At 33.5% G+C, this 23,975-nt stretch carries 25 protein-coding genes and 1 riboswitch; of the genes, 14 read left to right on the forward strand and 11 right to left on the reverse strand.

All coding sequences use genetic code 11. The features are described 5' to 3' along the window. Positions 1-2: 2 nt before the first annotated feature. Both CELAL_RS00330 and CELAL_RS00335 read right to left on the reverse strand, forming a co-directional pair. A complete protein-coding gene (locus CELAL_RS00330; RefSeq protein WP_013548919.1) occupies positions 3-353 on the reverse strand; it encodes a TraQ conjugal transfer family protein in 351 nt (116 codons plus the stop codon). A 174-nt stretch (positions 354-527) separates the two neighbouring features. Continuing rightward, positions 528-2,387: a TonB-dependent receptor plug domain-containing protein gene (locus CELAL_RS00335; protein ID WP_013548920.1), complete on the reverse strand. Its 1,860-nt coding sequence runs from the start codon at positions 2,385-2,387 to the stop codon at positions 528-530. Positions 2,388-2,461: 74 nt separating this feature from the next. Next, positions 2,462-2,698: riboswitch (cobalamin riboswitch) on the reverse strand. A 227-nt stretch (positions 2,699-2,925) separates the two neighbouring features. Here CELAL_RS00335 and CELAL_RS00340 point away from each other — a divergent pair. From CELAL_RS00340 to CELAL_RS00385, 10 genes are all read left to right on the forward strand, one after another. Beyond that, on the forward strand, positions 2,926-4,071 hold the full coding sequence (locus CELAL_RS00340; RefSeq protein WP_041557341.1) for an ABC transporter substrate-binding protein: 1,146 nt from the start codon (positions 2,926-2,928) through the stop codon (positions 4,069-4,071). Positions 4,072-4,104: 33 nt separating this feature from the next. After that, positions 4,105-5,103 (forward strand): FecCD family ABC transporter permease, encoded by a 999-nt coding sequence (locus CELAL_RS00345; RefSeq protein WP_013548923.1) that lies wholly within the window; start codon positions 4,105-4,107, stop codon positions 5,101-5,103. 104 nt (positions 5,104-5,207) lie between these two features. Beyond that, positions 5,208-5,906, forward strand: a complete 699-nt coding sequence (locus tag CELAL_RS00350) for an ABC transporter ATP-binding protein (RefSeq protein WP_316928353.1) — start codon at positions 5,208-5,210, stop codon at positions 5,904-5,906. A gap of 86 nt (positions 5,907-5,992) precedes the next feature. Then, entirely contained in the window at positions 5,993-6,727 is a 735-nt protein-coding gene (locus CELAL_RS00355; protein ID WP_013548925.1) for an SDR family oxidoreductase, read from the forward strand. A gap of 123 nt (positions 6,728-6,850) precedes the next feature. Next, entirely contained in the window at positions 6,851-8,251 is a 1,401-nt protein-coding gene (gene rmuC / locus CELAL_RS00360) for a DNA recombination protein RmuC (protein WP_013548926.1), read from the forward strand. A gap of 72 nt (positions 8,252-8,323) precedes the next feature. Beyond that, complete coding sequence (locus CELAL_RS00365; protein WP_013548927.1) at positions 8,324-8,689, forward strand: hypothetical protein; 366 nt, start codon at positions 8,324-8,326, stop codon at positions 8,687-8,689. Positions 8,690-8,691: 2 nt separating this feature from the next. Next, a complete protein-coding gene (locus CELAL_RS00370) occupies positions 8,692-9,234 on the forward strand; it encodes an acyl-CoA thioesterase (RefSeq protein WP_013548928.1) in 543 nt (180 codons plus the stop codon). A gap of 306 nt (positions 9,235-9,540) precedes the next feature. Then, positions 9,541-9,711, forward strand: coding sequence for a DUF3995 domain-containing protein (locus tag CELAL_RS22810; RefSeq protein WP_083807767.1), 171 nt, complete (start codon positions 9,541-9,543; stop codon positions 9,709-9,711). Between the two features lie 606 nt (positions 9,712-10,317). After that, positions 10,318-11,139, forward strand: a complete 822-nt coding sequence (locus CELAL_RS00380; RefSeq protein ID WP_013548929.1) for a tetratricopeptide repeat protein — start codon at positions 10,318-10,320, stop codon at positions 11,137-11,139. Between the two features lie 8 nt (positions 11,140-11,147). Continuing rightward, positions 11,148-11,663, forward strand: a complete 516-nt coding sequence (locus tag CELAL_RS00385) for a GNAT family N-acetyltransferase (RefSeq protein WP_013548930.1) — start codon at positions 11,148-11,150, stop codon at positions 11,661-11,663. A 1-nt stretch (position 11,664) separates the two neighbouring features. On the opposite strand, the gene pgl is transcribed toward CELAL_RS00385, so the two are convergent. Both pgl and zwf read right to left on the reverse strand, forming a co-directional pair. Then, on the reverse strand, positions 11,665-12,375 hold the full coding sequence (gene pgl, locus CELAL_RS00390) for a 6-phosphogluconolactonase (RefSeq protein ID WP_013548931.1): 711 nt from the start codon (positions 12,373-12,375) through the stop codon (positions 11,665-11,667). Positions 12,376-12,388: 13 nt separating this feature from the next. Continuing rightward, entirely contained in the window at positions 12,389-13,921 is a 1,533-nt protein-coding gene (gene zwf / locus CELAL_RS00395) for a glucose-6-phosphate dehydrogenase (RefSeq protein WP_013548932.1), read from the reverse strand. Positions 13,922-14,136: 215 nt separating this feature from the next. Between zwf and gndA the strand changes: the two genes are divergently transcribed. The 3 genes from gndA to CELAL_RS00410 all read left to right on the forward strand — a co-directional run bounded on the left by gndA (position 14,137) and on the right by CELAL_RS00410 (position 16,560). After that, complete coding sequence (gene gndA / locus CELAL_RS00400) at positions 14,137-15,549, forward strand: NADP-dependent phosphogluconate dehydrogenase (protein WP_013548933.1); 1,413 nt, start codon at positions 14,137-14,139, stop codon at positions 15,547-15,549. Positions 15,550-15,694: 145 nt separating this feature from the next. After that, the gene (locus tag CELAL_RS00405; RefSeq protein WP_013548934.1) at positions 15,695-16,078 is read left to right on the forward strand and encodes a DUF805 domain-containing protein; all 384 of its coding nucleotides are present in this window, start codon (positions 15,695-15,697) and stop codon (positions 16,076-16,078) included. A 32-nt stretch (positions 16,079-16,110) separates the two neighbouring features. Continuing rightward, the gene (locus CELAL_RS00410) at positions 16,111-16,560 is read left to right on the forward strand and encodes a DUF4345 domain-containing protein (protein ID WP_013548935.1); all 450 of its coding nucleotides are present in this window, start codon (positions 16,111-16,113) and stop codon (positions 16,558-16,560) included. 37 nt (positions 16,561-16,597) lie between these two features. Here the strand turns inward: CELAL_RS00410 and CELAL_RS21265 are convergent, their stop codons facing one another. The 5 genes from CELAL_RS21265 to rpmH all read right to left on the reverse strand — a co-directional run bounded on the left by CELAL_RS21265 (position 16,598) and on the right by rpmH (position 21,427). After that, on the reverse strand, positions 16,598-17,440 hold the full coding sequence (locus CELAL_RS21265; protein WP_052303957.1) for a sulfatase/phosphatase domain-containing protein: 843 nt from the start codon (positions 17,438-17,440) through the stop codon (positions 16,598-16,600). Next, on the reverse strand, positions 17,406-17,753 hold the full coding sequence (locus tag CELAL_RS21270) for a hypothetical protein (RefSeq protein WP_052303958.1): 348 nt from the start codon (positions 17,751-17,753) through the stop codon (positions 17,406-17,408). Before CELAL_RS21270 ends, CELAL_RS21265 begins: the two co-directional genes overlap by 35 nt. Positions 17,754-17,812: 59 nt before the next feature. Beyond that, positions 17,813-18,175, reverse strand: a complete 363-nt coding sequence (locus tag CELAL_RS21275) for a sulfatase-like hydrolase/transferase (protein WP_052303959.1) — start codon at positions 18,173-18,175, stop codon at positions 17,813-17,815. Between the two features lie 123 nt (positions 18,176-18,298). After that, positions 18,299-21,151: a carbamoyl-phosphate synthase large subunit gene (carB, locus tag CELAL_RS00420; protein WP_013548936.1), complete on the reverse strand. Its 2,853-nt coding sequence runs from the start codon at positions 21,149-21,151 to the stop codon at positions 18,299-18,301. Positions 21,152-21,259: 108 nt separating this feature from the next. Further along, positions 21,260-21,427: a 50S ribosomal protein L34 gene (rpmH, locus tag CELAL_RS00425; protein ID WP_013548937.1), complete on the reverse strand. Its 168-nt coding sequence runs from the start codon at positions 21,425-21,427 to the stop codon at positions 21,260-21,262. Between the two features lie 194 nt (positions 21,428-21,621). Here rpmH and CELAL_RS00430 point away from each other — a divergent pair, with 194 nt between their 5' ends. Next, entirely contained in the window at positions 21,622-22,137 is a 516-nt protein-coding gene (locus CELAL_RS00430) for a hypothetical protein (protein ID WP_013548938.1), read from the forward strand. 75 nt (positions 22,138-22,212) lie between these two features. On the opposite strand, the gene CELAL_RS00435 is transcribed toward CELAL_RS00430, so the two are convergent. Continuing rightward, entirely contained in the window at positions 22,213-23,160 is a 948-nt protein-coding gene (locus CELAL_RS00435) for a lytic transglycosylase domain-containing protein (RefSeq protein WP_013548939.1), read from the reverse strand. Between the two features lie 29 nt (positions 23,161-23,189). After that, positions 23,190-23,867: an alpha/beta hydrolase gene (locus tag CELAL_RS00440; RefSeq protein ID WP_013548940.1), complete on the reverse strand. Its 678-nt coding sequence runs from the start codon at positions 23,865-23,867 to the stop codon at positions 23,190-23,192. Positions 23,868-23,975 lie beyond the last annotated feature (108 nt).

The following is a 23,975-nucleotide window of genomic DNA, read 5'->3' on the forward strand; positions in this document are numbered from 1 at the left end:
GTTTATTCTTTTTCTATTCCATAATTATCTGATGCTATAATTTGCACTTCATGGTCGCCCGCACTTGTACCTACGTACGATAGGCTTGTGGCGAGTGGATTTAGGCTCATTTTAGAATTCTCAGCGAGTAGAACTCCATTAGCAGTTACTAAATATCCTTCTCCCTTGGTAATGCTATACGTAAAACCATAGCTTATCTCTTCTAATACCTCTTCTGGTATTACTTCTATCGTTGTAGTCAGTAATTCATTTAAATATCCTTGATTGGTATGTGAGGTGACCAATTCAAATTCTACCTCTGTAAATAACTTTACTTCCTTGGTACACGAAAAGCATAGGCTCACTAGAAGCATTATCATATAAGCTTTACGGATCAAAGTATGTTTTGTAGCGAACATAAGGTATGATATAGATTACTTCTAGAATAGGCTAAGATACTTCTTATAACGAAGTATTTTTTTCTTAATTGTAAAACAAAAAAGGGTCGCTATACATAGCGACCCTTTTCAATTAAAAAATTTGAAACCCTATAAATTCAAATTAAGTCCTAAACTAAAGTTTCTACCCAAAGTAGTATATCCTACTGTTTCAACAAATTCTTCGTTCAATAAGTTTTGAGCATTTGCAAAAATTCTCAATTTATTATTTATAAGTTGATGGCTTACATAAAAATTCACCAAAGAAAATGGATCTAAACTAACATCAGAAAAAGTACTAAAATCTGTATCTGAACGATCTCCTGTATACGCATAACTTAACGAAGCAAAAGTTGCATCAGAAATTTGATAGTTAAATGATGTATTTACTTTATGCTTTGGAATACGTATTGCGTTATCTCCCTTACGTTCTGTAAAAGTGTAATTAGCATTCCAAGTTAAATTTTCACATAAGTTCCAATCCAACTCAACCTCTACCCCTTGTGCTTTTATGAAACCCTCTATATTTTCGTACCCTTCACTTCCGTAAATAATAGTTTCATTTTCATCTCTATTAAAATACACGGCACTCAATCTTACTTTATCATTGGCATATTCTACACCACCTTCAATGGTAGAATTCTCTTCTGGATTTAACTCCGGATTAGCACCAAAAAAACCAAATAACTGACTAAGTGATGGTGTAATGTACGATGTTGCATACGAAGATAATACTTTGACATATCCATTATCCAATTTATAACTGTACGATGGGTTTATGTTATACACTACATGAGAACCATATTCCGAATTGTTATTATAACGAGCTCCTGCATTTATATTTAAACCGAAAGGAGAAATATAAACAAGATTAGCATAAGGATCTGTAATCGTTATTTTTTTAAGTTCTGAAAACTCAGATTCATCTTGAATATAATTTACTCCTAAAATAGTATAAAATGTATCGTTAAAATTATACTTGTTATACACATCTACTGTATAATTATTTCCTTTAAATGCTCCAGGGTAAGACCCCATGTCTTCTGCATCATAATTAGAATAGGCAGCATTTATATTCACAGAACCATTTTCGTTATATAGGAATGAAGAAGACAGCCCTACTCTTTCTTGATTATTTTTATACCTAGGATCTGCAACGGTTCCGAAAGACTCATCATACGCTGTACTTATTTTGGTCTGATTACCATAAACACGCACATTAAACTTATCAGAAAACTTGTATCCAATTTTTATATCTGTATTATACTCTGAAAAGAAATCTTTTTCATCCGCAGAATTTACAAAAGCAGAAAGTCCGTTTGAATAGCGATTAGAAAAACCTACGGCATAATCAAACTTATTTAAAGTTCCACTAACCAAGGCACTATTTGAAAATGTAGACAGATTGTAATTTTGGTCATCTGCTGTTTGCTGTGTACCTAAACTTGTTTGAAAGTTACCAGAGATAGCTTTGTCTGATGCTTTCTTTGTAGTTATATTGATTACTGCAGTAGCAGCATTGGTACCATAAAGTGTACTTGCTGCGCCTTTAATAATTTCAATAGATTCTATATTTGCTGTTGCTAATAACCTTAAATCATACTCGGAAGAAGGGGAAGAAGGGTTTGATACGCGAACACCATCTATAACAACTAAAACTTGTTTACCACGACCACCTCTAGCAGAAACACCTAGAACGGCTCCGTCTCTACCTCTACTACCATTAATTTCAATACCACTTTTAGTATTGATAATTTCTGCTACAGTTTTACCTTGGCTTTGAAGTAATTCTTCTGAAGTTATTTTAATAACTGTCTTTCCTGAGTTCTCACGTTTTAACTCAAAGCGTGAGTCACTAATTACAACTTCATCTAACTTTTGAAGTTTCATCGAATCGTTTGGCTGTTCTTGAGCAGCTGCACTTGTATATGCTAAAGCAATAGCACATAAACTTAAAAATTGTTTGTTCATTTCGTAAAAAATCGAATAAACGGGAGAATAGTATGTCTGTACCCATACGTAAACCTCTATCCCGAAAGTTTAACATTATTGTTTTGAATTTGGCAGGTCTCCTGACTTGTGTACTATCCATCACCTTCCCAAGTTACTACTCAGTGGTATTTTGAAGAATATGATAGCCACCTATTACGGACCAATATAAATACCAGTGCCGATTCGGCATAACTTACAGTTGCGGGAACAGCTCTAGAATTACACTAGATTCCCTTTTAATTAAATACATGCTAAAAGCATCTATGAAAACCAAAATTCGGCGCGAAGATATTGCTTTAAGTAGAAAATAAATCACTTATCATCGTTATTTTTTTTGTTCATCTTAACCATCAACCATATAAAACCAACTACAAAATGAAGTATAATAATACCTGCAACAATATATAATGTAAGATTAGAATTCCCTCTCATGTTTAAATTTTCATAAAATTAAGCCCTTAAAACCATAAAAAATATGACTTTTGCTACCTTGCAAAACATTATATACTCAAAATCAATGAAATACTTTTTTCTATTTATATCTATTCTACTCTTTTCCTGTAAAGAGGAAACAAAAAAAATACCTGATTTTGTAGAAAAAATAATTCCAAGCACTGATATATTATATGCCAAAGGATTTTCTGTAGAAAAACAACCCAGTGGAGTAACCATAATCAAAATTACATCGCCTTGGCCAAATGCAGAAGCTGTTTTCACATACGCTTTAATCCCAAAAGAAAAAGCGGCATCTATGACTTTAAACAGAGATGAATATGATGCTATTGTCACCGTTCCTATAGAGAATATTGTGGTAACGTCTACCACTCACATTCCTGTTTTAGAGGCCTTAGGGGTTGAAAACACCTTAGTAGGTTTCCCTGATACTCAATATATTTCATCAAATAAAACCAGAGCATTAATTGCGAAAGGGCAGATTAAAGAATTAGGTCAGAATGAAACCATAAATACAGAACTCCTTTTAGAATTACAACCAAACTTAGTCGTTGGCTTTAGTATTCATAATGAAAATAAAATGTACGAAACCATTCAACGTGCTAATATTCCTGTGGTGTATAATGGTGATTGGACCGAAGAAACACCCTTAGGGAAAGCAGAATGGATTAAATTTTTCGCCCCTTTTTATGGTTTAGAAAAGAAAGCAGATTCTATTTTTCAAGACATTACAAACAATTATTTAGCGGCAAAAGAATTAGCAGCAAAAGCTACAAATAGACCTACTGTAATAAGCGGTGCAATTTACAATGATGTTTGGTATTTACCTGGTGGAAAAAGCTGGGCTTCCAAATTTATTGAAGATGCCAATGCTGCTTATATGTTTAAAGACACGGAAGAAACAGGTAGTTTATCTTTGAGTTGGGAAAGTGTTTTGGAAAAAGGAAAAAAAGCTAATTTCTGGATTTCTCCTTCTCAATTTACTTCGTATAAAGATATGACAGCGAACAGTCAACATTACGGACAGTTTGATGCTTTTAAAAAGAAAAAAGTGTACTCTTTTGCAGGTACTACTGGTGAAACTGGCGGACTTTTATATTATGAATTAGCACCAAATAGACCCGATCTAGTTCTTAAAGATTTAATTCATATATTTCACCCAGATCTATTGCCAAACTATATTCCAACTTTTTTTAAACCATTAGATTAAGTGCCAAATTCAAAAAAATATAAATTCTATTTTTTGCTATTAGTACTAATTTTGTGCGTCTTTTTTGTAATAAATATAAGTTTAGGTTCAGTACATATTCCTTTAAAAAGCACCTTCCATACACTTTTTGGTGGTGCAGATGTACGTGAATCATGGGATTACATTATTTGGAACTATAGAGTCCCAAAAGCAATTACGGCAATACTTGTTGGTGGAGGCCTGTCCTTAAGCGGCTTGTTAATGCAAACGCTTTTCCGTAACCCTTTAGCAGGACCTTTTGTCTTAGGAATAAGTTCTGGCGCTAGTTTGGGGGCTGCGCTATTGATTATGGGAGCTGGGTTATTTTCAACACTTTTCAGTATTTCCCTTTTTAATGATGTTTCTTTAGCCATTGCCTCTAGTTTAGGAAGCTTTCTAGTATTGCTCGCTGTACTGTCTGTTGCCATGAAAATAAAAGACACCATGTCATTACTTATTATAGGGCTTATGTTTGGGAGTATAACTGGTGCGCTAGTTAGTGTTCTCTCCTACTTTACTACTTCAGAACAATTACAACAATATATCTATTGGAGTTTTGGAAGTTTAGGAGATTTATCATGGCCACAATTAGCGCTACTTACTGGGATTACCAGTATTGGTGTACTGCTAAGTGTCTTCTCTATTAAATCTTTGAATGCCTTTTTATTAGGCGAAAATTATGCAAGAAGCCTTGGAGTTAGTCTAAAAAAATCTAGATTCATTATTATCATTGCTACTGGGTTATTAGCCGGAGGTATTACAGCCTTTGCAGGACCTATTGCTTTTATCGGTTTAGCAGTGCCCCATTTAACCCGACAAATATTTAATACCACAGATCATAAAATACTTGTACCCGCTGTGTTAGTCTATGGCGCAATTTTAATGTTAATTTGTGATAGTATTGCGCAATTACCATTATCAGCAAGTGTATTACCTATAAATGCCATTACAAGCTTAGTAGGCGCTCCTGTTGTGGTATGGTTGTTAGTTAGAAAACGTAAAATGATTTTTTAAATTAGGAAACTATTCAAACGCATAAAAAACATATCGCCCTAGAAATAGCAAATCTTAGTATAGGCTACCAAAGCAAAAAGCAAGAAACGCTTGTTGCTCAAGATATCTCCTTTTCCTTAAACCAAGGAGAATTAGGAGCTATTGTTGGTATCAATGGCGTAGGAAAATCTACCTTATTGCGCACCATTGGTTCGGTACAAAAATCACTCTCAGGAGAAATTCATATCGATAATTTAGTACTCTCTGACTATTCCTCTTTAGATTTAGCTACTAAGATTAGCCTTGTATTAACAGAACCCATCGCCTCAAAAAATTTAACGGTTTTAGAACTCATCGCTTTAGGCAGGCAACCATATACCAATTGGCTAGGCACCCTAACCGAAACGGATAAAGCTAAAACAAAAGAAGCAATTCTATTAGTAGAAATAGAAGCATTACAACACAAAAAGTGTTATGAATTAAGTGATGGCCAATTACAACGGGTCATGATTGCCCGTGCATTAGCACAAGACACTCAAATAATTCTATTAGACGAACCTACTTCTCATTTAGATTTGTACCACAAAGTGCAAATACTAAAGCTCCTTAAAAGTATAGCACACCAAACGCAAAAGACCATACTGTTTACTACGCATGAAATTGAAGTTGCGTTGCAACTATGCGATAAAATGCTTTTACTCCGTAAAGAAGAAAGTTATTTTGACACGCCAGAGGCTTTAATTCAAGGAAAGCATTTTGAAAAGTTATTCCCTTCAAACATGATTCAGTTTGATGCTACTACGGGAAGCTTTAAAATAGTATAAGCAGTTTATTGCTAGCTACTCTTTTAACTTTAATTTAAAAGACGCTCGGTTTTTATTCTTTAATTTTAATTTTCAAAACAAGGAACATGAAATTAGAACATAAATCCATCATCATCACTGGGTCATCTAGAGGTATTGGAAAAGAAATAGCGGTACTCTTAGCCAAGAATGGCGCTAAAGTTGTTGTTAATTATACGCGTAGTAAGGATGCTGCAGAAGAAACTATTGCAGAGATAAACAAAAATGGAGGTACTGCTATTGCCTTGCAAGCAGATGTTAGTAAAAAGGAAGAAGTGATTCGTTTGTTTGACGAAACTATTAGGGCTTTTGGAAAGGTTGATGTATTGATTAATAACGCTGGTATTATGACCAATAAGCCTTTTAAAGACTTTAGTCAAGATGATTTTACTTCCCAGTTTGATGTAAATGTTCGAGGTGTTTTTAATACGATGCAAGAAGCATATGCAAAGCTAACAGATAATGGTATTATTATAAATTTTTCCTCGAGTACTACAAAACTGATGCTTCCTAGTTACGGTATTTACGCTGCTACTAAAGCTGCGGTAGAACAGATGACCCGTGTTTTTTCTAAAGAAGTAGGTAGAGGCATCTCTGTAAATGCCATAGCTCCTGGTCCAACAAAAACAGAATTATTTTTAGAAGGAAAATCTGAAGAATTCATTGCTAAACTTAAAGGCATGAATGCTTTTGGTAGGCTAGCAGACCCTATCGATATTGCTAAAATTGTGTTGTTTTTAGCTAGTGATGATTCTAAATGGATTTCTGGCCAAGTAATAGGCGCCAATGGCGCTATGATTTAATCATTAAACTTTTGTAAACAAAAACATAAACTCGTTCATAAGTTTAAAGCAAAATCGTTTAAAGCAGTATTTATAGTAGAGTGCTATCTAGTATCTTTACTTTTTAAGCTATTAAACGAGACAATGAACGAGTACATCATCTATTTACTTATTGGTAGTGTAGGTATCGCTATAGGATTCTTTTTAGGAAACTATATTCAAAAGCTTAAGACTACCTCTTCACAAAGTGCTTTGGTAGCACGTGAAGAACAGTTGCATATCAGCATTACTTCTTTAGAAGAAAAACTGATGAAAGCAGAAGAAACTACTGCTGAAATACGTGCTTTATCCGATTTGGATAAAAATGAACTTCGCAATGAAAAAGAAGTGTTGGGAAATCAAATTACCCGATACCAAGCAGACTTAGAAAACCTTCAACGTAAACATACAGAACAAAAAGAAGAAGTAGAAAAACTTCAAGAAAAATTTACCAAAGAATTTGAAAATCTTGCGAATAAAATTCTAGATGAAAAAAGCAGCAAGTTTACGGAACAAAACAGAGAGAATATCAAAAATATTCTGAATCCACTACAAGAAAAAATACTCCTGTTTGAAAAAAAGGTAGATGATAGCCAAAAAGAAAGTGTAGGCATGCATTCTGCACTTAAAGAGCAATTAGCAACGCTACAATTACAAAATTTAAAAATTACCCAAGAGGCAGAAAACCTTACGAAAGCTTTAAAAGGCGATAGTAAAATGCAAGGAAATTGGGGGGAACTGGTTTTAGAACGTGTGCTTGAAAAATCTGGCCTCGAAAAAGATAGGGAGTATTCTGTACAGCAAAGTTTTACCCGAGAAGATGGTTCCAGAGTTTTACCAGATGTAATTATTAACCTACCGGATGGTAAAAAGATGATTGTAGATTCTAAGGTATCCTTGACTGATTATGAACGTTATGTAAATGCTGAAGATGGTTTAAAAGAGAAGTTCTTAAAAGACCATATCAATTCTCTTCGCCGTCATGTAGACCAATTATCTGCTAAAAAATATGAAGATCTATATGCAATGGAAAGTCCAGATTTTGTTTTGCTTTTTGTTCCTATAGAACCTGCTTTTGCTGTCGCCATTAACAATGACAACACGTTATACAACAAAGCTTTTGAGCAGAATATTATCATCGTAACACCTTCTACCCTTTTGGCTACATTACGTACTATTGATAGCATGTGGAATAATGAAAAACAACAACGTAACGCCTTAGAGATTGCAAGACAAGCGGGTGCGCTTTATGATAAGTTTGAAGGTTTTGTGAGCGATTTAATGAAGGTTGGTAAAAAAATGGACGAAGCTAAAGTAGAATATCGTGGTGCTATGAATAAATTGGTTGATGGCCGCGGTAATATTGTAACTAGTATTCAGAAACTAAAGAAAATGGGCGCTAAAGCCAAAAAGTCTATTCCTGATTCTTTATTAAAAAGAGCGCATGATGATATTAATGAGGAAGAAGAAAACGGAAGTATTGAGGAATCTAAGGTCAATTTGTAATATATTACCAGAAAATTAGCCTAAAGAAGAGAGATCGCTTTATGCTTTAAAAAAAACTAACAAATAAAGAGAATGAAAAAAATAATTGGATTAATAATTGTTGCAATAATCACAATATTTGGAGCGTACTATGCTTTTGTATATTTTGTGCCCTACAGTGAAGGCATACGCTCCGGAGAGCTTATTAAAATAAGCTATAAAGGAATGGCTGTTAAAACCTGGGAAGGAGAAATTAGCCAAGGAATTTCTGGAGCTCAAATTTTTGAATTCTCTGTTTTAGATAAAGACAAAGAGGTAATTCAGAAATTAAAAGATTATCAAGGTCAATATGTAAAGCTAGATTATATAGAACGTTACAGAACATTCTTTTGGTTAGGAGATTCTAAATATTTTGTAACTAAAGTACAAAAAGAAAATTCACCTGGTTACCGCAATTAATTATGAAAGAATATAAAACATCTAAAGAATCAAGAGTATCTATAACAGAATTAATGCTGCCTGCGCACTCTAATTTTGGCGGTAAAGTTCATGGAGGGCACATTTTAAACCTAATGGATCAGATTGCCTTTGCTTGCGCCTCTAAACATTCTAGAAGCTATTGCGTTACAGCATCTGTAAATAAAGTAGATTTTTTAAACCCTATTGAAGTTGGTGAATTGGTGACCTTAAAAGCATCGATAAATTTTACAGGTAGAACCTCAATGGTTGTTGGTGTTAGAGTAGAATCTGAAAATATTAGAACAGGTAAAAAGAAACATTGCAACTCTTCTTATTTTACCATGGTTGCCAAAGATCTTGAAGGTAAAAGTATTCCAATACCAGGGTTAATTGTAGACTCAATTGAAAGTGTACGTAGATTTTCTCGAAGCATCCAAAGAAAATCAGAATCCTCATCAAGAACAAGTCGTTTTGATTCTGCTAACTTTAAAGTTGATGATTATATAGCACACTTAGAAGGTGAGAACATGAAGTTGGATTTATAATCACAAAGCTACTAGACACTTTTCTTTTAACAATAGTGCTTTAATAAAAAACAAATACGATAATTTCATCCCTTTTACTAAGTACTTCTTTACTTATTTTAGGGATGATTCATTTCAATTGGGTGGTTAGGAGGTCAGTTTGATATTTCTGCTTCAATCCCTACTAAAGAAGATGGAGAGCGGGTTTAAAACCCTAAAAAATTGACAGTGCAGTAATTGGTATTTGCTTATGTGTCTTTTAATTATTCTACTTTTCTTTTTTACGGGTTAATTACAAATAATTTACCAGATCGGACAACAAATTATATGGGTTGGATTATTCCACTTATTTTTATGTTAAAAGCTTTTGGAGAATTTAAATACATCGGATTTTTTAAACGAGTAAAAAACAATAAATTTCGGAAAATTAGATACTTTTTTTCGCCCTTATGCCTCACTATTAGTGTTCTAGAAATACTTATTCAATCCATGAGGTAATTTTATTAAAATAGAAGTAATTAAAGCCTTGTCTAAACGTATTGTAAGGATTCTACTGAATGTATACCACACAATAAACCAAAAGAATGAACATTAAAAAATACTAAATTTAAGCCTAATCTTCACTTGTTTAGTAACCAGTTGTCAGATAGAAAAAAAGGTATTTCCCTCTAAACAATACTCCCGACACATTGGTGATAGCGAGCAGAACAATGAAGATGATTTTAATTTCAAAGTTTGTAATGGTAATGAGAATATCTATCAATACTTTAATCTGCAAAAAGGACCTGAATATCTAGGTGAAAAGTGTTCAATTTTAAAAGTCTTTAATGATCAATACAAACCTATTCGTGCTATAAGTCAAGATGGACTTATAAGAATTAGATTTGTAGTTAATTGTGAAGGTAAAGCAGGAAGGTTTAGAGTGTTACAAAGTGACAATTATCTTAATGAATTTAAATTCAATAAAAAGGTTGTAAATCAGCTTCTAGAAATAACAAAAAGTGTAAAATTTTGGGAGATTTATTACTTTAGAGAAAACCCTATAGATTACTATTTCTATCTAATCTTCAAGATAGAAGACGGACAAATAAAAGAAATATTACCATGATAAAATACCTGATTTCGAATGTACTTTTCTTTTGCTACCTAACAGTTGCTGCGCAACCAAATTGCGAAGTGTACAAATACAATGGGGAAACTAAGAAATATCAAGCATGTATAAAACTAGAAGAAGCTGACGCCTTTTACCAGTTTAGTAAGGAGTTTCAAGAAATTTATGATGAAGCCATAGCTATAGATTCCACCTTTGCGTATGCCTATAAAGAAAAATCTGTTGCCTATTTAAAAAGCGGGGATTTTATCACATGGAAAAAGTTAATGGATAAAGCAGTACAGTATGACGCTAAAGATAATTTAGGGTATCGGGGTTGGTGTCGCTATCAATTTTTTAGAGATTACCAAGGTGCAATTGCTGATTTGGAAAAACTAGACAGTTTGTTAAGTTATGATATGGGCTATTCTAAAAATGGTACCTATCACTTAAATATTGCTAAAGGGCTATGCTATAAAGGCATTGGCGAGAAAGAAAAAGCGCTTACCATTATAGAAAATCAAATAAAACTTAATGAGGAAATAGATTTTGTAGGAACCCTAGATTACTTGCACTTAGGGGTATTACATTTAGAACTTAACCATTTTAAAAAAGCCATAGAGGCCTTAAAAAAACAGGAAACAACAAATAATCTCGCTGAAAATCAATATTATCTTGCACTAACCTATAAAGCGCTAAAAAGACATACGGAATACCAGATGTGTTTAGTAAAAGCTAAAGCGCTATATATTGAAGGTAAAATAATGAATGACCCATATACTACTCCAATAGATAAAATATATTTGAAAGATATTGAAACTGAATTAACCAAATAGTATTAATTATGACTATAAAAAATAGCAGAATTGAAGACATTGATGAAATTTTCAGACTTTATAAAATAGCCTCTGACTATCAGAAAGAAAAAAAGAAAGTGGTTGTTTGGCCAGAATTCAAAAGAGTATTGGTAGCGACTGAAATAGCAGAAAAAAGGCAATGGAAAATGATAATTGATGATGAAATAGCATGTCTTTGGGCTATTACCTTTAGTGATGCACAAATTTGGGAAGAAAGAGATAATGCTACCTCTATCTACATTCACAGGATTGCTACTAACCCCAAATTCAGAGGCAACAACTATATGAACACTATTGTAACTTGGGCAAAAACCTATGCACAATCTACAGAAAAACAGTTTATACGTTTAGACACCTTAGGGAATAATACCAAACTAATCGAACATTACCAAAAGGCCGGATTCGACTTTTTAGGAATGTTCGATTTGAAAAATACTGATATGTTACCTGATCATTATCAGGACCAACCTGCCTGTTTGTTTGAAATAGATTTAGGACAATAAATTAAAGTCCCTTTGCTGCAGCTCCGTCTAAAAACCAAATTAATTTATTAGAGGTAGGTTTTACCAAAGTTGCAGGATAAATAGTAGCATCTACCTCTTTTCTGATGATCTCTTTTACCTTATCTGTCTTACTGGCTCCTGTTACTAAAAATGCTACTGTTGCGGCATTATTGATAATCTTACCGGTAATAGAAACACGCCTTTGTCCAGAGTCTGGATGAATGGCTACCACACAGTTTTCTTCTGCGTCCCAGAGGCTTATTTCATGAGGAAAAACAGAAGCGGTATGTCCGTCATCTCCCATTCCTAGAATTACCAAATCAAATTTTGGTACTCCATTTTCATTAGGTACGTTTTTCTCTAAAACATCACTATAGCGTATCGCTTCTTTTTTAGGATCATTCTCTCCTAAAATTCTAAAAATATTCCCAGCAGGAATTTCAATTTTAGACAATAGGTGTTCTACCGTCATTTTATAGTTACTTTCGTCATCGGTGGGTTGAACACAACGTTCATCGCCCCAATAAAAAAATACGTTGGACCAATCTATGTCAGTACCAAAATGTGCGGCTAGATAGTCAAAAACAATTTTAGGAGTACTACCTCCAGATAATGCCACATGAAATGCATCGTGTTTTTTTGATTCATCTTTGAAAAAGGCTGAGAATTTTTCTGCAACCTGCTGCTTTGTATTATATATTCTTACTTGCATTCTTAAAAATCTTTTAACAAATTACACAGAAACCAGAGTCGTCTACTAAATGTGGGCCTGGATTACGCCATGTATATTCACCTTCTATTAAACCATCAGAATTTTTAGGTCCCCAAGCTCCTGCAGAATATCCGTACGTTTTAACGTCTTCCCCATTCTCCCAATAGTTCAAAATAGGATCTACAAATGCCCAAGCGGCTTCTACTTCATCTGCTCTAGCGTATAAGGTAGCATCACCTTGCATAGCGTCTAACAATAAACGCTCATAGGCTTGCATTATATTTGTATCGACCAAGCTAGAATAATAAAAATCTAAATTAGCACGCTCTACTTTAAATCCTTGCCCTGGTACTTTTACTCCAAATTTAATCAAGATACCTTCGTCTGGTTGTATTCTAATGATTAATTTATTGTCTTTATTGGCTATATCTTTTTCTTTAAAAACTTGATGGTGTGGTGTTTTAAAATGAATTACTACCTCAGTAACCTTTGTAGGCATACGCTTTGCTGTACGCACATAAAAAGGAACATCGCTCCAACGCCAGTTGTCTACAAAAAACTTAACTGCAGCAAACGTTTCCGTTTTAGAATTAGCATCTACCCCTTCTTCTTCCCTGTATCCTTTTACTTTTTCTCCATCAATTTCCGAAGCAACATATTGCCCTTTAATCGTATGATCAAATAGTGTTTTTTCATCTGTCATGATTCGGAGCGACTTTAAAGCTTTCACTTTTTCATTTCTAATCTCTTCCGCATTAGAATTAATTGGCGGCTCCATGACAATTAAAGATACTATTTGTAACAAATGACTTTGAAACATATCTCGGAGTGCTCCAGATTTATCATAATAACCCCCACGTTTCTCTACGCCTACCGTCTCTGCATTCGTAATTTCCACATGATGTATGTAATTTCTATTCCATAAAGGTTCAAAAATAGAATTGGCAAAACGTGTCACTAATAAGTTCTGAACCGTTTCTTTCCCTAAATAATGATCTATTCGGTAAATTTGTTTCTCTTTAAAATATTTCTGTAAGCCTTTATTTAAATCTTGAGCCGTTTGTAAACTATACCCAAAAGGTTTTTCTATTAAAATACGTTTCCAACCGTTAGCTTCACTATTTAAACCTTTATCTGAAAGATTTTTTGCTATTGCCTCATACAAACTTGGTGGTGTAGAAAGGTAAAATATATAATTATTCTCTGTATGGTATTTATTGTTTAAATCCCCTATTCGCTTGCTTAAGCGGTCGTAATCAGTATCATAATCATCCCCTAAATCTTCGTAAAATAATTTATCTGCAAAAGTCGATACGAAATCTTGATCTTCTTTCCCTAAACTTGATTTTAAGAATTCACTTTCATGAACTACTTTTTTTCTAAATTCACCATCCGTGATTGAACTTCTACTTGCCCCTAAAACAACAAAGTTTTCTGGCAGGTGTTTTCCTTTGTATAAGTTATAAATAGCAGGAATTAATTTCCTTGCCGTTAAATCTCCTGAAGCTCCAAAAATAATAAGCATTTGATTTGCCGTCTTGTTCATAAATCCTTGCTTTTTTTTATTCTGTATGTTGTATTTCCAATTTTTATAAAGACTTTGGTTAGTTTCTTACGTATAACCCGCCTAATTGGATATTTTAAATTAATTTTGATATAATTCTTCGGCTAAATTAAGATTATTTTATATCAATTAGTAGTTTAGTCGAATACTTTACACAATATTGACACCTATTGTTAGGTAATAAAAGATATACACAGATGAAGCATACAGATTATGATTTTGGATTAGTAGGACTTGGCGTTATGGGGCGTAATTTTATCTTAAATGTCGCAGATAATAATTTTAAGGCCTTTGGTTATGACTTAGATCAAGAAAAGGTTGATGCCTTGAAAACCGAAGGTGGAAATTTAGAGCGCGTTAATGCCGCTACTGATATTAAAACTTTTGTAAATGCCTTAGCTACTCCGCGAAAAATAATGCTATTAGTACCTGCAGGTAAAATTGTTGATGCTGTAATAGAAAACTTATTGCCTTTTTTAGCAAAAGATGACATTATTATTGATGGTGGAAATTCTTTCTTTACAGATACAGACCGTAGAGAAGCTTACTTACAAGAAAAAGGAATTCACTTTTTTGGTTCTGGAGTTTCTGGTGGCGCAAAAGGAGCACGCAAAGGCCCTAGTATTATGCCTGGAGGTAATAAAGAAGCGTATGCACATGTTAAACCTATTTTCGAAGCAGTTTCTGCTAAATATAACGGAGAACCTTGTGTAGCCTATTTAGGCCCTAAATCTGCCGGAAATTATGTAAAAATGGTACATAATGGTATTGAGTACGGTTTAATGCAACTAACTTCTGAAATTTATGATATTCTTAGAAAAGCTGGCGGGCTCACAAATGATGAATTACACACTGTCTTTGACACTTGGAATAAAGGAAGGTTACAATCTTTTTTAGTTGAAATAACAGCTGAAATTTTTAACCAGAAAGATGATAAAAGTGATGGTCGTTTAGTGGATAAAATTTTAGACAAAGCAAAACAAAAAGGTACTGGAAAATGGACCTCACAAAATGCCATGGATTTAGGTATTCCTGTTCCTTCTATTGATATTGCAGTTAGCATGCGCGAAATTTCTTCCTTAAAAGAAGAGCGCGTAGAAGCAGATGGATTGTATGGCAGACCTGAAGTTGCCCCAATAGCAAAAGAAGATTTAATTGCCATGGCCGAAGAAGCTTTGTATTTTGCTTTTATAACAACCTACGCTCAAGGCTTACATCAATTAGCAGATGCATCAAAAGAATACAAGTATGAGTTAGATTTATCTGTGATTGCTAAAATCTGGAGAGCTGGCTGTATTATCAGAGCTGGTTTACTTGCTGATATTTCTAGTGCTTATGTAGAAAACAAAGACTTAAAGAATTTACTATTAGCACCTTCTTTTGTTCCTAAAGTACAGAAAGCAGTTCCTTCCTCTAGAAAATTAGTTGCTTATGCTGCTACTAGCGGAATTCCAATGCCAGGGCTATCAAATTCATTAACTTATTTTGATGCCTATACTTCTAGTAAATTACCTTTAAATTTAATCCAAGCACAAAGAGATCACTTTGGGTCGCATACCTATGAACGTACAGATGTAGAAGGTATTTTCCATACAGAATGGGGTGCTTAATACGCTAAACATATAAATTTCTAAAAAGGTCCAATAGCACGCTATTGGACCTTTTTTTTATATTAAATTCTCATTTTACATTAGTTCATTACAATAATTTTCTCAAACGTAGGTTTAATACTGTATAAATTTAACCTACTTAAGTATGAAATGGTATTTAGACGCATTAAAAAAATATGCACAATTTGATGGGCGTTCAAGAAGACAAGAATATTGGATGTTTAGATTATTTTCAATTTTATTTATGTTTGCAAGCTTAATTATAGACGGGATTATATCTTATTTAGCAGATTTCCCTCTATTTATCGTAACTACACTCTACTGTTTAGCTATTATAATTCCTAGTATAGCAATAACCATAAGAAGATTACATGACACCAACAATAGTGGTTGGATGATTTTTGTAGCGTTAATTCCGTTTGTTGGTGGTATTTGGTTGCTTGTTTTAGAAGTTACAGAAGGAACACATGGAAAAAATGATTATGGTGAAGATCCTAAGAATAGTCCAGAACTCATTCAGAGTTATTAATTCTAAGAAAATTAAATCCATTACAACTTGTAATGGATTTTTTATTTGATACCTTTCTTTTTGTAACAAAAAAAGATATGCTTTTTTACAAAAACCCTAAGTACAAGAATCTACAATTAACACTTTCCGCATTTGTAGTGATAAGTGTAAGCTTTGTATATGGAGGAAACCCAAGTGTTTTTCTTCCTTATGTTTTTGGTTTTGATGTAATTGATATTGATTTAAAAAATATACTCAGAGCTATAATGGGGTTATACCTTGCTATCGGTGGCTTTTGGGTTTACGGAATATGCAATAAGAATTATTGGGAATCTGCAACGCTCATCAATATTTTATTCATGGGTGGCTTAGCCTTTGGAAGACTTGTAAGCACCCTACTTGATGGAATATCTCCCCAATTTATGGTAGGTCTTATTTTAGAATTTATGTTTATGCTTTGGGGAATTTATAACCTGAAAGTATATCGTAAAAATAATCTATAAAAACCATTACCCTCCTATAGCAATATATACCTATCTACTATCGTGTAGGTTCTCGCTCTGCTTTTTTCCAACCTGCTAAAAGTTGTTTTGATAAGTCTAAAATTACTACAGTATAGTTTTCATTTTTAGAAAGATTAACCGTTTCAAAAGCATCATTTTCTGAGTTATACAATTCTGAAGACACAAAAACGCCCTTAGCACCTGTTTTTTCATCCCAACCATACCATTCAATATAATGATATTTCGCTGTATTTATAGAGTATCCCATATAGCGTTTGCCATCTGCAGACCCCTTAGGCCGTCTATGAAATTGACTAAAAGTTGCTTTTTTCCATGATAAATCTGGTTTTTCTAATAAAGGAACAAAACTAGTTCCCTGCATATATTCCGGAACAGGAATCCCAGAAAGCTCACTAAGAGAGGGAAACATATCTATTAATTCTGTAATCGCATAACTCTTTACGCCTCTAAGTTTCTGATTTGGATACCTAATGATCATTGGTACTTTTAAATCAATAGTATAGTTTGTCATTTTACCCCAACTATTAAGTTCTCCTAATTTCCATCCATGATCTCCAAACACAATGATAATTGTATTTTCATAGATTCCAATGGTTTTCATATGTGCAATTAGGTCTCCCAGTAATGCATCTACATAGCTAACACTAGCGTAATAACCATGTTTTAAGGTTAGAATAGTGTCTTTAGAAATGCGATTAGGAGTGGTAGGATGGCCTATATGTTCAAAGCCATCGTAATGTCTTAATTCATACATAGAGTTCATGCTATGAAGCAGCGCTCCTTCTGGAATTTTAGGATTCACGGCCATAGAAATTTTCTCACGATCATATAAATCCCAATATTTTTTTAGGTGCTGCAAATGGTAGATGCGGTCTAAAATATCCTAATCCGAAAAAGAATGGTACTTTTGATTTAGAAAGCCTTGTGAGCGTTTGTTTTGCCAGTTTGGTTTGTGCTCCGTCATAATACATGGTGTCATGTACATCAGCAGCTTCCCAAGCGGGTCCTGTATTCCAACCATCTGCGTAACGTTCTGGCCGTAATTTTAATAAGGAATCTCTTTTGATTACTTGTGATTTATTAACTGCTTCGCTGCTATAAAAAGTCTCTCCATCTCTTTTAAGCCATTCTTTTTTTAAATATCGAGAAGGTCTTAAATCTGGTTCTTCCATGATATAGCATCTGGTATATAATTATGAAAAATTTTACCCAAATTAACGGTATGATAGCCCTATTTAGAAAAATATTGAGGCATAGTAACTGCTTCAGGATTGATCACTCTAAACTCCTCTCCTAAGTGCCAAACACGTGTAGCGTCTGGACGTAAACCCGTCATTAGACTAGCTCTAGAGGGGGCGCAAACTGCAACTTGTGCATAGGTCTCCATAAAAGTCATTCCTTCAGACGCTAATTTGTCTATATTGGGAGTAATAACTTCAGTATCGCCATAGACCCCCAAAGTTGGTCTTAGATCATCTATAGCTATAAAAAGAATATTGGGCGGTATCGATTCCTTTTCTTGGTGCTGACTGTTGCAAATTAAGACCGAACAAAGTAACACAAGCTTAAACATCATACGTTTACCATTCATCATCACATCTAATTAAAAATTGTATGGAATAAAAATAACCCAATACAATTAATAACGAACTTCCTATAAAAGAAAACACCCATTTGTACTGCTACAAATGGGTGTTTTTAGTATTGTTCTTAAGTTTTATTTACTTAAATACATTTTTCTACGTGAATACAAGTTGTAGAATTCATCATCTTTTAAGCTATCAATAAATAAAATACTCTCTCCCGTACTCTTCATTTCTGGGCCTAAATTTTTATTTACATTATGAAACTTCTCAAAAGAGAAAACAGGTTGCTTTATAGCATACCCTTCTAACTGAGGATTAAATTTAAAGTCTTTAACTTTTTTCTCTCCTAACATTACTTTAGTTGCATAGTTTACGTAAGGTTCTTTATATGCTTTTGCGATAAATGGCACGGTACGCGATGCTCTTGGGTTCGCTTCAATAATGTATACAATTTCATCTTTTATCGCAAACTGCACATTGATAAGCCCTACCGTATTTAAAGCTAACGCAATGTTCTTGGTATGGTCTTTAATTTGTTGCATTACTAATTCTCCTAAATTAAAAGGAGGTAAGGTAGCGTTAGAATCTCCTGAGTGAATACCACATGGTTCAATATGCTCCATGATTCCTATGATGTACACATCTTCTCCATCGCAAATAGCATCTGCTTCTGCTTCTATGGCACCATCCAAATAATGATCTAATAGTAATTTATTACCTGGTATTTGCTTTAAGAGATTAATTACATGCTCTTCTAATTCTTGTCTGTTAATTACAATTTTCATTCCTTGCCCTCCTAAAACGTAGGAAGGTCTAATTAATAAAGGAAAATCTAATTCATCAGAAAGTGCTAATGCTTCCTCTGCGGTCTCTGCTACTCCAAATTGAGGAAAAGGGATGTTATTTTCTTGAAGCATTTTAGAAAAACTTCCTCTATCTTCTGCTAAATCAAGGGCTTTAAAGCTAGTTCCTATAATTTTTATACCATGTTTTTCTAATTTCTCAGCTAATTTAAGTGCTGTTTGCCCACCTAATTGAACGATAACTCCTTCTGGTTTTTCATGAAGAATAATATCGTAGATATGTTCCCAAAAAACAGGTTCGAAGTATAGTTTATCAGCCGTATCAAAATCGGTAGACACTGTTTCAGGGTTACAATTAATCATAATAGTTTCATAACCACATTCTGCAGCTGCTAAAACACCATGAACACAACAGTAATCAAACTCAATCCCTTGCCCTATTCGATTTGGACCTGATCCTAAAACAACAATCTTTTTCTTTTCAGTTACTATACTGTCATTCGCAACATACCTAGTTCCGTCTGGTCTTTCTATTTCTTCTTCAAAAGTAGAATAATAGTAGGGCGTCATTGCTTTAAACTCTGCCGCACAAGTATCTACTAATTTAAAAACTCTATTAATGTTTAATTCCGTACGTTTTTTATGAACCTCGCTCTCATAACAATCGAGCATATGTGCGATTTGACGATCTGCAAACCCTTTTTGCTTTGCTTCTAAAAGAATGTCTTTAGGCAAAGATTCTATCGTATAGGTTTCTATTTCTTTTTCTAATATATGCAGTTCTTCATATTGCTTTAAGAACCACATGTCTATTTTAGTTATTTCATGTATTCTGCTCAATGGAATCCCTAATTGAATTGCATCATAGATAATAAATACACGATCCCAACTTGGAATTGTTAACTTACTGATGATTTTATCATAATCTTTCACTCCTTTACCATCTGCTCCTAATCCGTTTCTTTTAATTTCTAAAGATTGCGTTGCTTTATGAAGTGCTTCTTGAAAAGAACGTCCTATCCCCATTACTTCGCCAACAGATTTCATTTGCAAGCCTAAAGTCCTATCTGATCCTTCAAACTTATCAAAATTCCAACGTGGAATTTTTACAATCACATAATCTAAAGTAGGCTCAAATAAAGCCGAAGTAGATTTTGTAATTTGGTTATCTAATTCATCTAAATTGTATCCTATTGCTAATTTTGTAGCTATTTTTGCGATTGGATACCCTGTCGCTTTTGAAGCTAAAGCAGAAGAACGTGATACTCTTGGGTTAATTTCTATAGCAATTATCTCTTCCTTTTCATCAGGACTAACCGCAAACTGCACATTACATCCTCCAGCGAAATCGCCAATACTACGCATCATATGAATTGCCATATCACGCATTTTTTGATACGTTTTGTCAGACAAAGTCATTGCAGGAGCTACAGTAATAGAATCTCCTGTATGGATTCCCATAGGATCCATGTTTTCTATTGCACAAATAATAACTACGTTATCATTTTTATCACGTAATAGCTCTAATTCATATTCTTTCCAACCCATTAAGGCTTTATCAATCATTACTTCATGAATTGGAGAAATTTCTAACCCACGACTTAATAACTCATCAAAATCTTCTGGCTTATATACTATAGAAGCTCCAGCTCCTCCTAATGTATAAGATGCTCTAATGACTAAAGGAAAGCCAAACTCTTGAGCAATTTCTTTTCCTTTTAAGAAAGAAGTTGCTGTAGCTTGTGGCGCCATTCCAATACCAATTTTCAACATTAGATTTCTAAACTTTTCACGATCTTCTGTAATATTTATAGCATCAATATCAACGCCAATAAGTTCTACTCCAAAATCTTTCCAAATTCCTTTTTCATCTGCCTCAATACACAAATTTAAAGCGGTCTGCCCTCCCATTGTAGGTAAAACTGCATCTATATTTGGATGCTTTTTTAAAATCTCGATGATAGATTTTGTGGTTAAGGGCTTTAGATAGACATGATCTGCCATAGTAGGATCAGTCATTATCGTAGCAGGGTTACTATTAATTAAAATAGTTTCTATCCCATCTTCACGCAAAGATCTAAGAGATTGAGAACCAGCATAATCAAACTCACATGCTTGTCCAATTACAATTGGTCCAGAACCAATTAATAAAACAGATTTGATATTTTTATTCTTAGGCATTGTACTTTGTATTATATAGTGTTCGCTAATTATTTTTAAAAATAGGCAAAAAAAAAGGTGCTACTTATAAAAAAGTAACACCTAATATCTAAAATAACAAATGAATCATTATTTTTTATGTCTAGTTTCTGAAGATACAGTTAATTTTTTTCTTCCTTTTGCTCTTCTTCTAGCAATAACTTTTCTTCCATTTACAGACGCCATGCGTTCTCTAAAACCATGTTTGTTTCTTCTTTTACGCTTTGATGGCTGATATGTTCTTTTTTGTCCGGGCATCTTATAATATCTTTAGTATCCTTTTAAATTCAATTTTAGTTTTGTCGATTGCTCGTCCAAAACTGGGCGCAAATATACAAAGACTTTTCGCATTGACAAATCTAATTTAAAAAATATTTTAGTTTGTTTTTATTACTTTTGCCAAAATATATAAAAGAAGCAAAAACTAACTCCTTTACAAATTTACAAATAACATGTTTAATAAAATTTTTAAATTAATAATTGCAGGCTTAATTATAGCATATGCTATATACCAATTTATTGAAGGCAACATTGGTAATGGCATCTTTTTAATCTTGTTCTCTTTAATTTTTATATTCCTTTATTTTAGAAACGAAATTATACTTCTTGCCTTTTTAAAAATGCGTAAGCAAGATTTAGTAGGAACTGAAAAATGGTTATCTAAAATTAAAAACCCTGAAGCGGCATTAACATTAAAGCAACAAGGTTATTACAACTACTTACATGGGATCATTTTTTCCCAGACAAATCTAACTACTGCTGAAAAATACTTTAAAAAAGCTTTAAAGCTTGGCTTAACGATGGATTACGACGTTGCTATGGCTAAATTAAGCCTTGCGGGTATCTCTATGCAGAAAAGAAGAAAAAGAGAAGCTACAATGCTTTTAAATGAAGCCAAAAAATTAGACAAGCAAGGTATGCTTACGGATCAAATTAAGATGATGAAAGTACAATTGAAGAAAATATAATCTTCAATAGCTTAAAAAATAAAAAAGCTTTAGCAGTTGCTAAAGCTTTTTTTATGCTTAAATGTTAACTTTATTTTACTTAGAAGTCTTGTAATATCCTTTATTCGGGATTTCAACAATATATTTTTTTCTAGAATTATTGTTTAAGTGTGGCTCACGCAACCAAGGGTTATGACGTTTCAATATCTTATAATTGATTTCATACTGTTTAGCAAAGTCTGCAAAATCCGTTACAGGAACATCTACTTCTACATTAAATGTTGGTACTTGCGTATACATATCTTCTTTAGCAATATCAAAACCATACTTATGTGGGTGTGAAAGAATTTCTTTGATTGCCAAAATACGGAACACATAACGCCCTGTCTCTTGCCCTAAAAGTAAATCATAATAAGCATTTACATCCTGAGCATCTAAATATTTCTGAATTCCGTAAGAACCCGCGTTATAAGACGCCGCAGACAAGGTCCAAGTACCAAACTTTGCTTTTGATTTTTTTAAGTAATCACAAGCAACCTCTGTAGCTTTTTCAATATGGTAACGCTCATCTACGTTATCATTAACTTCTAAACCATACTCTCTTCCTGTAGTTTTCATTATTTGCCAAAAACCAGAAGCACCAGCAGGAGATCTTACATTTTCTAAACCGCTTTCTGCAACTGCCAAATATTTAAAATCATCCGGAATTCCATTTTTAGCCAAAATAGGTTCTATAATTGGAAAATATTTATTCGCACGTTTCATTAACAAAAGTGCATTAGACTGCCAATATGTATTCACTAAGAATTCACGATCTACACGCTCCATAATCTCAGGATCATCAAAAGGAACTAATTCTCCAGCAAAATTTAAGTCTTCAGGAATATCTATTGCGCTTATCTTATAACCAGTTGTTATTTCTGACGTAGCCACCTCCTCATTTATTAGCTGATTTTCATCAGCAGAATTTTGTACTGCAAAAATTAGCGTGCTTACAACAAACAGCACTCCTAAAAGCATTAAAGTATTTTTTAAAAATTTCATAGCTACCATATTTTTATACATCAAAGATATTAAATAGAACTTTTGTTTTGCAAAATAATTGTGGGAAGATGCTCATTAAACCATTTATATCTATGAATAATCATCGTATGCGTGCCATTTTTAACTAGAATACAGTTTTTAATGTTTGCAACAGGAAAAACAGGATCGCTATCTCCTTGGATATGAACTAAATCTGGCAACTCCACTCCTTCTTTCCAATTTACTACATTATCTATGCACCAATCAATATAATATTTATCTCTTACCGACAAATAACGCTCATACAGCTCCAAACGCTTAACAGCTGTTTCCCCAAAGGCATACTTAGCCAACAACTCTACGTTACTTACAAGCCCTGTGGGCAATAGTTTATGGATTTTGGTATACTTAGCAAATTGCATTCGCTTAGGAAGCTCTAAGCTCGATTTTACGCTAGAAATGATTATAACCTTTCTAGTCTTTATATATCGTGCCATTTCCTGTACTAAAAGACCTCCAAAAGAAACCCCAATTAATACGGGGTTAGCCTCTGTTACCTGTTCACACATTAATTTTGCATAATCTACCAAGGAAATTCCCTTTTCAGGGATTGACCACTCCAACTTATGGATCGTAAATAAATCTTCAGGCAATGCTATATGCTCAAAAATTAAAGAGGAAGCTGCCATACCTGGCATAAAATAAACAGGAGTTTTAATTTGAGTCATAGTAAAGTAAACTATCAGAAAACTAGGAAATTAGCAAAAAAAAAGGTAATTTTATGCTCTTGCTAATTTTTTATATTAAACATTTATTTTAAGTACTTATCACCTATC

The sequence above is a fragment of the Cellulophaga algicola DSM 14237 genome (assembly GCF_000186265.1).
GTDB classification, from domain to species: domain Bacteria; phylum Bacteroidota; class Bacteroidia; order Flavobacteriales; family Flavobacteriaceae; genus Cellulophaga; species Cellulophaga algicola.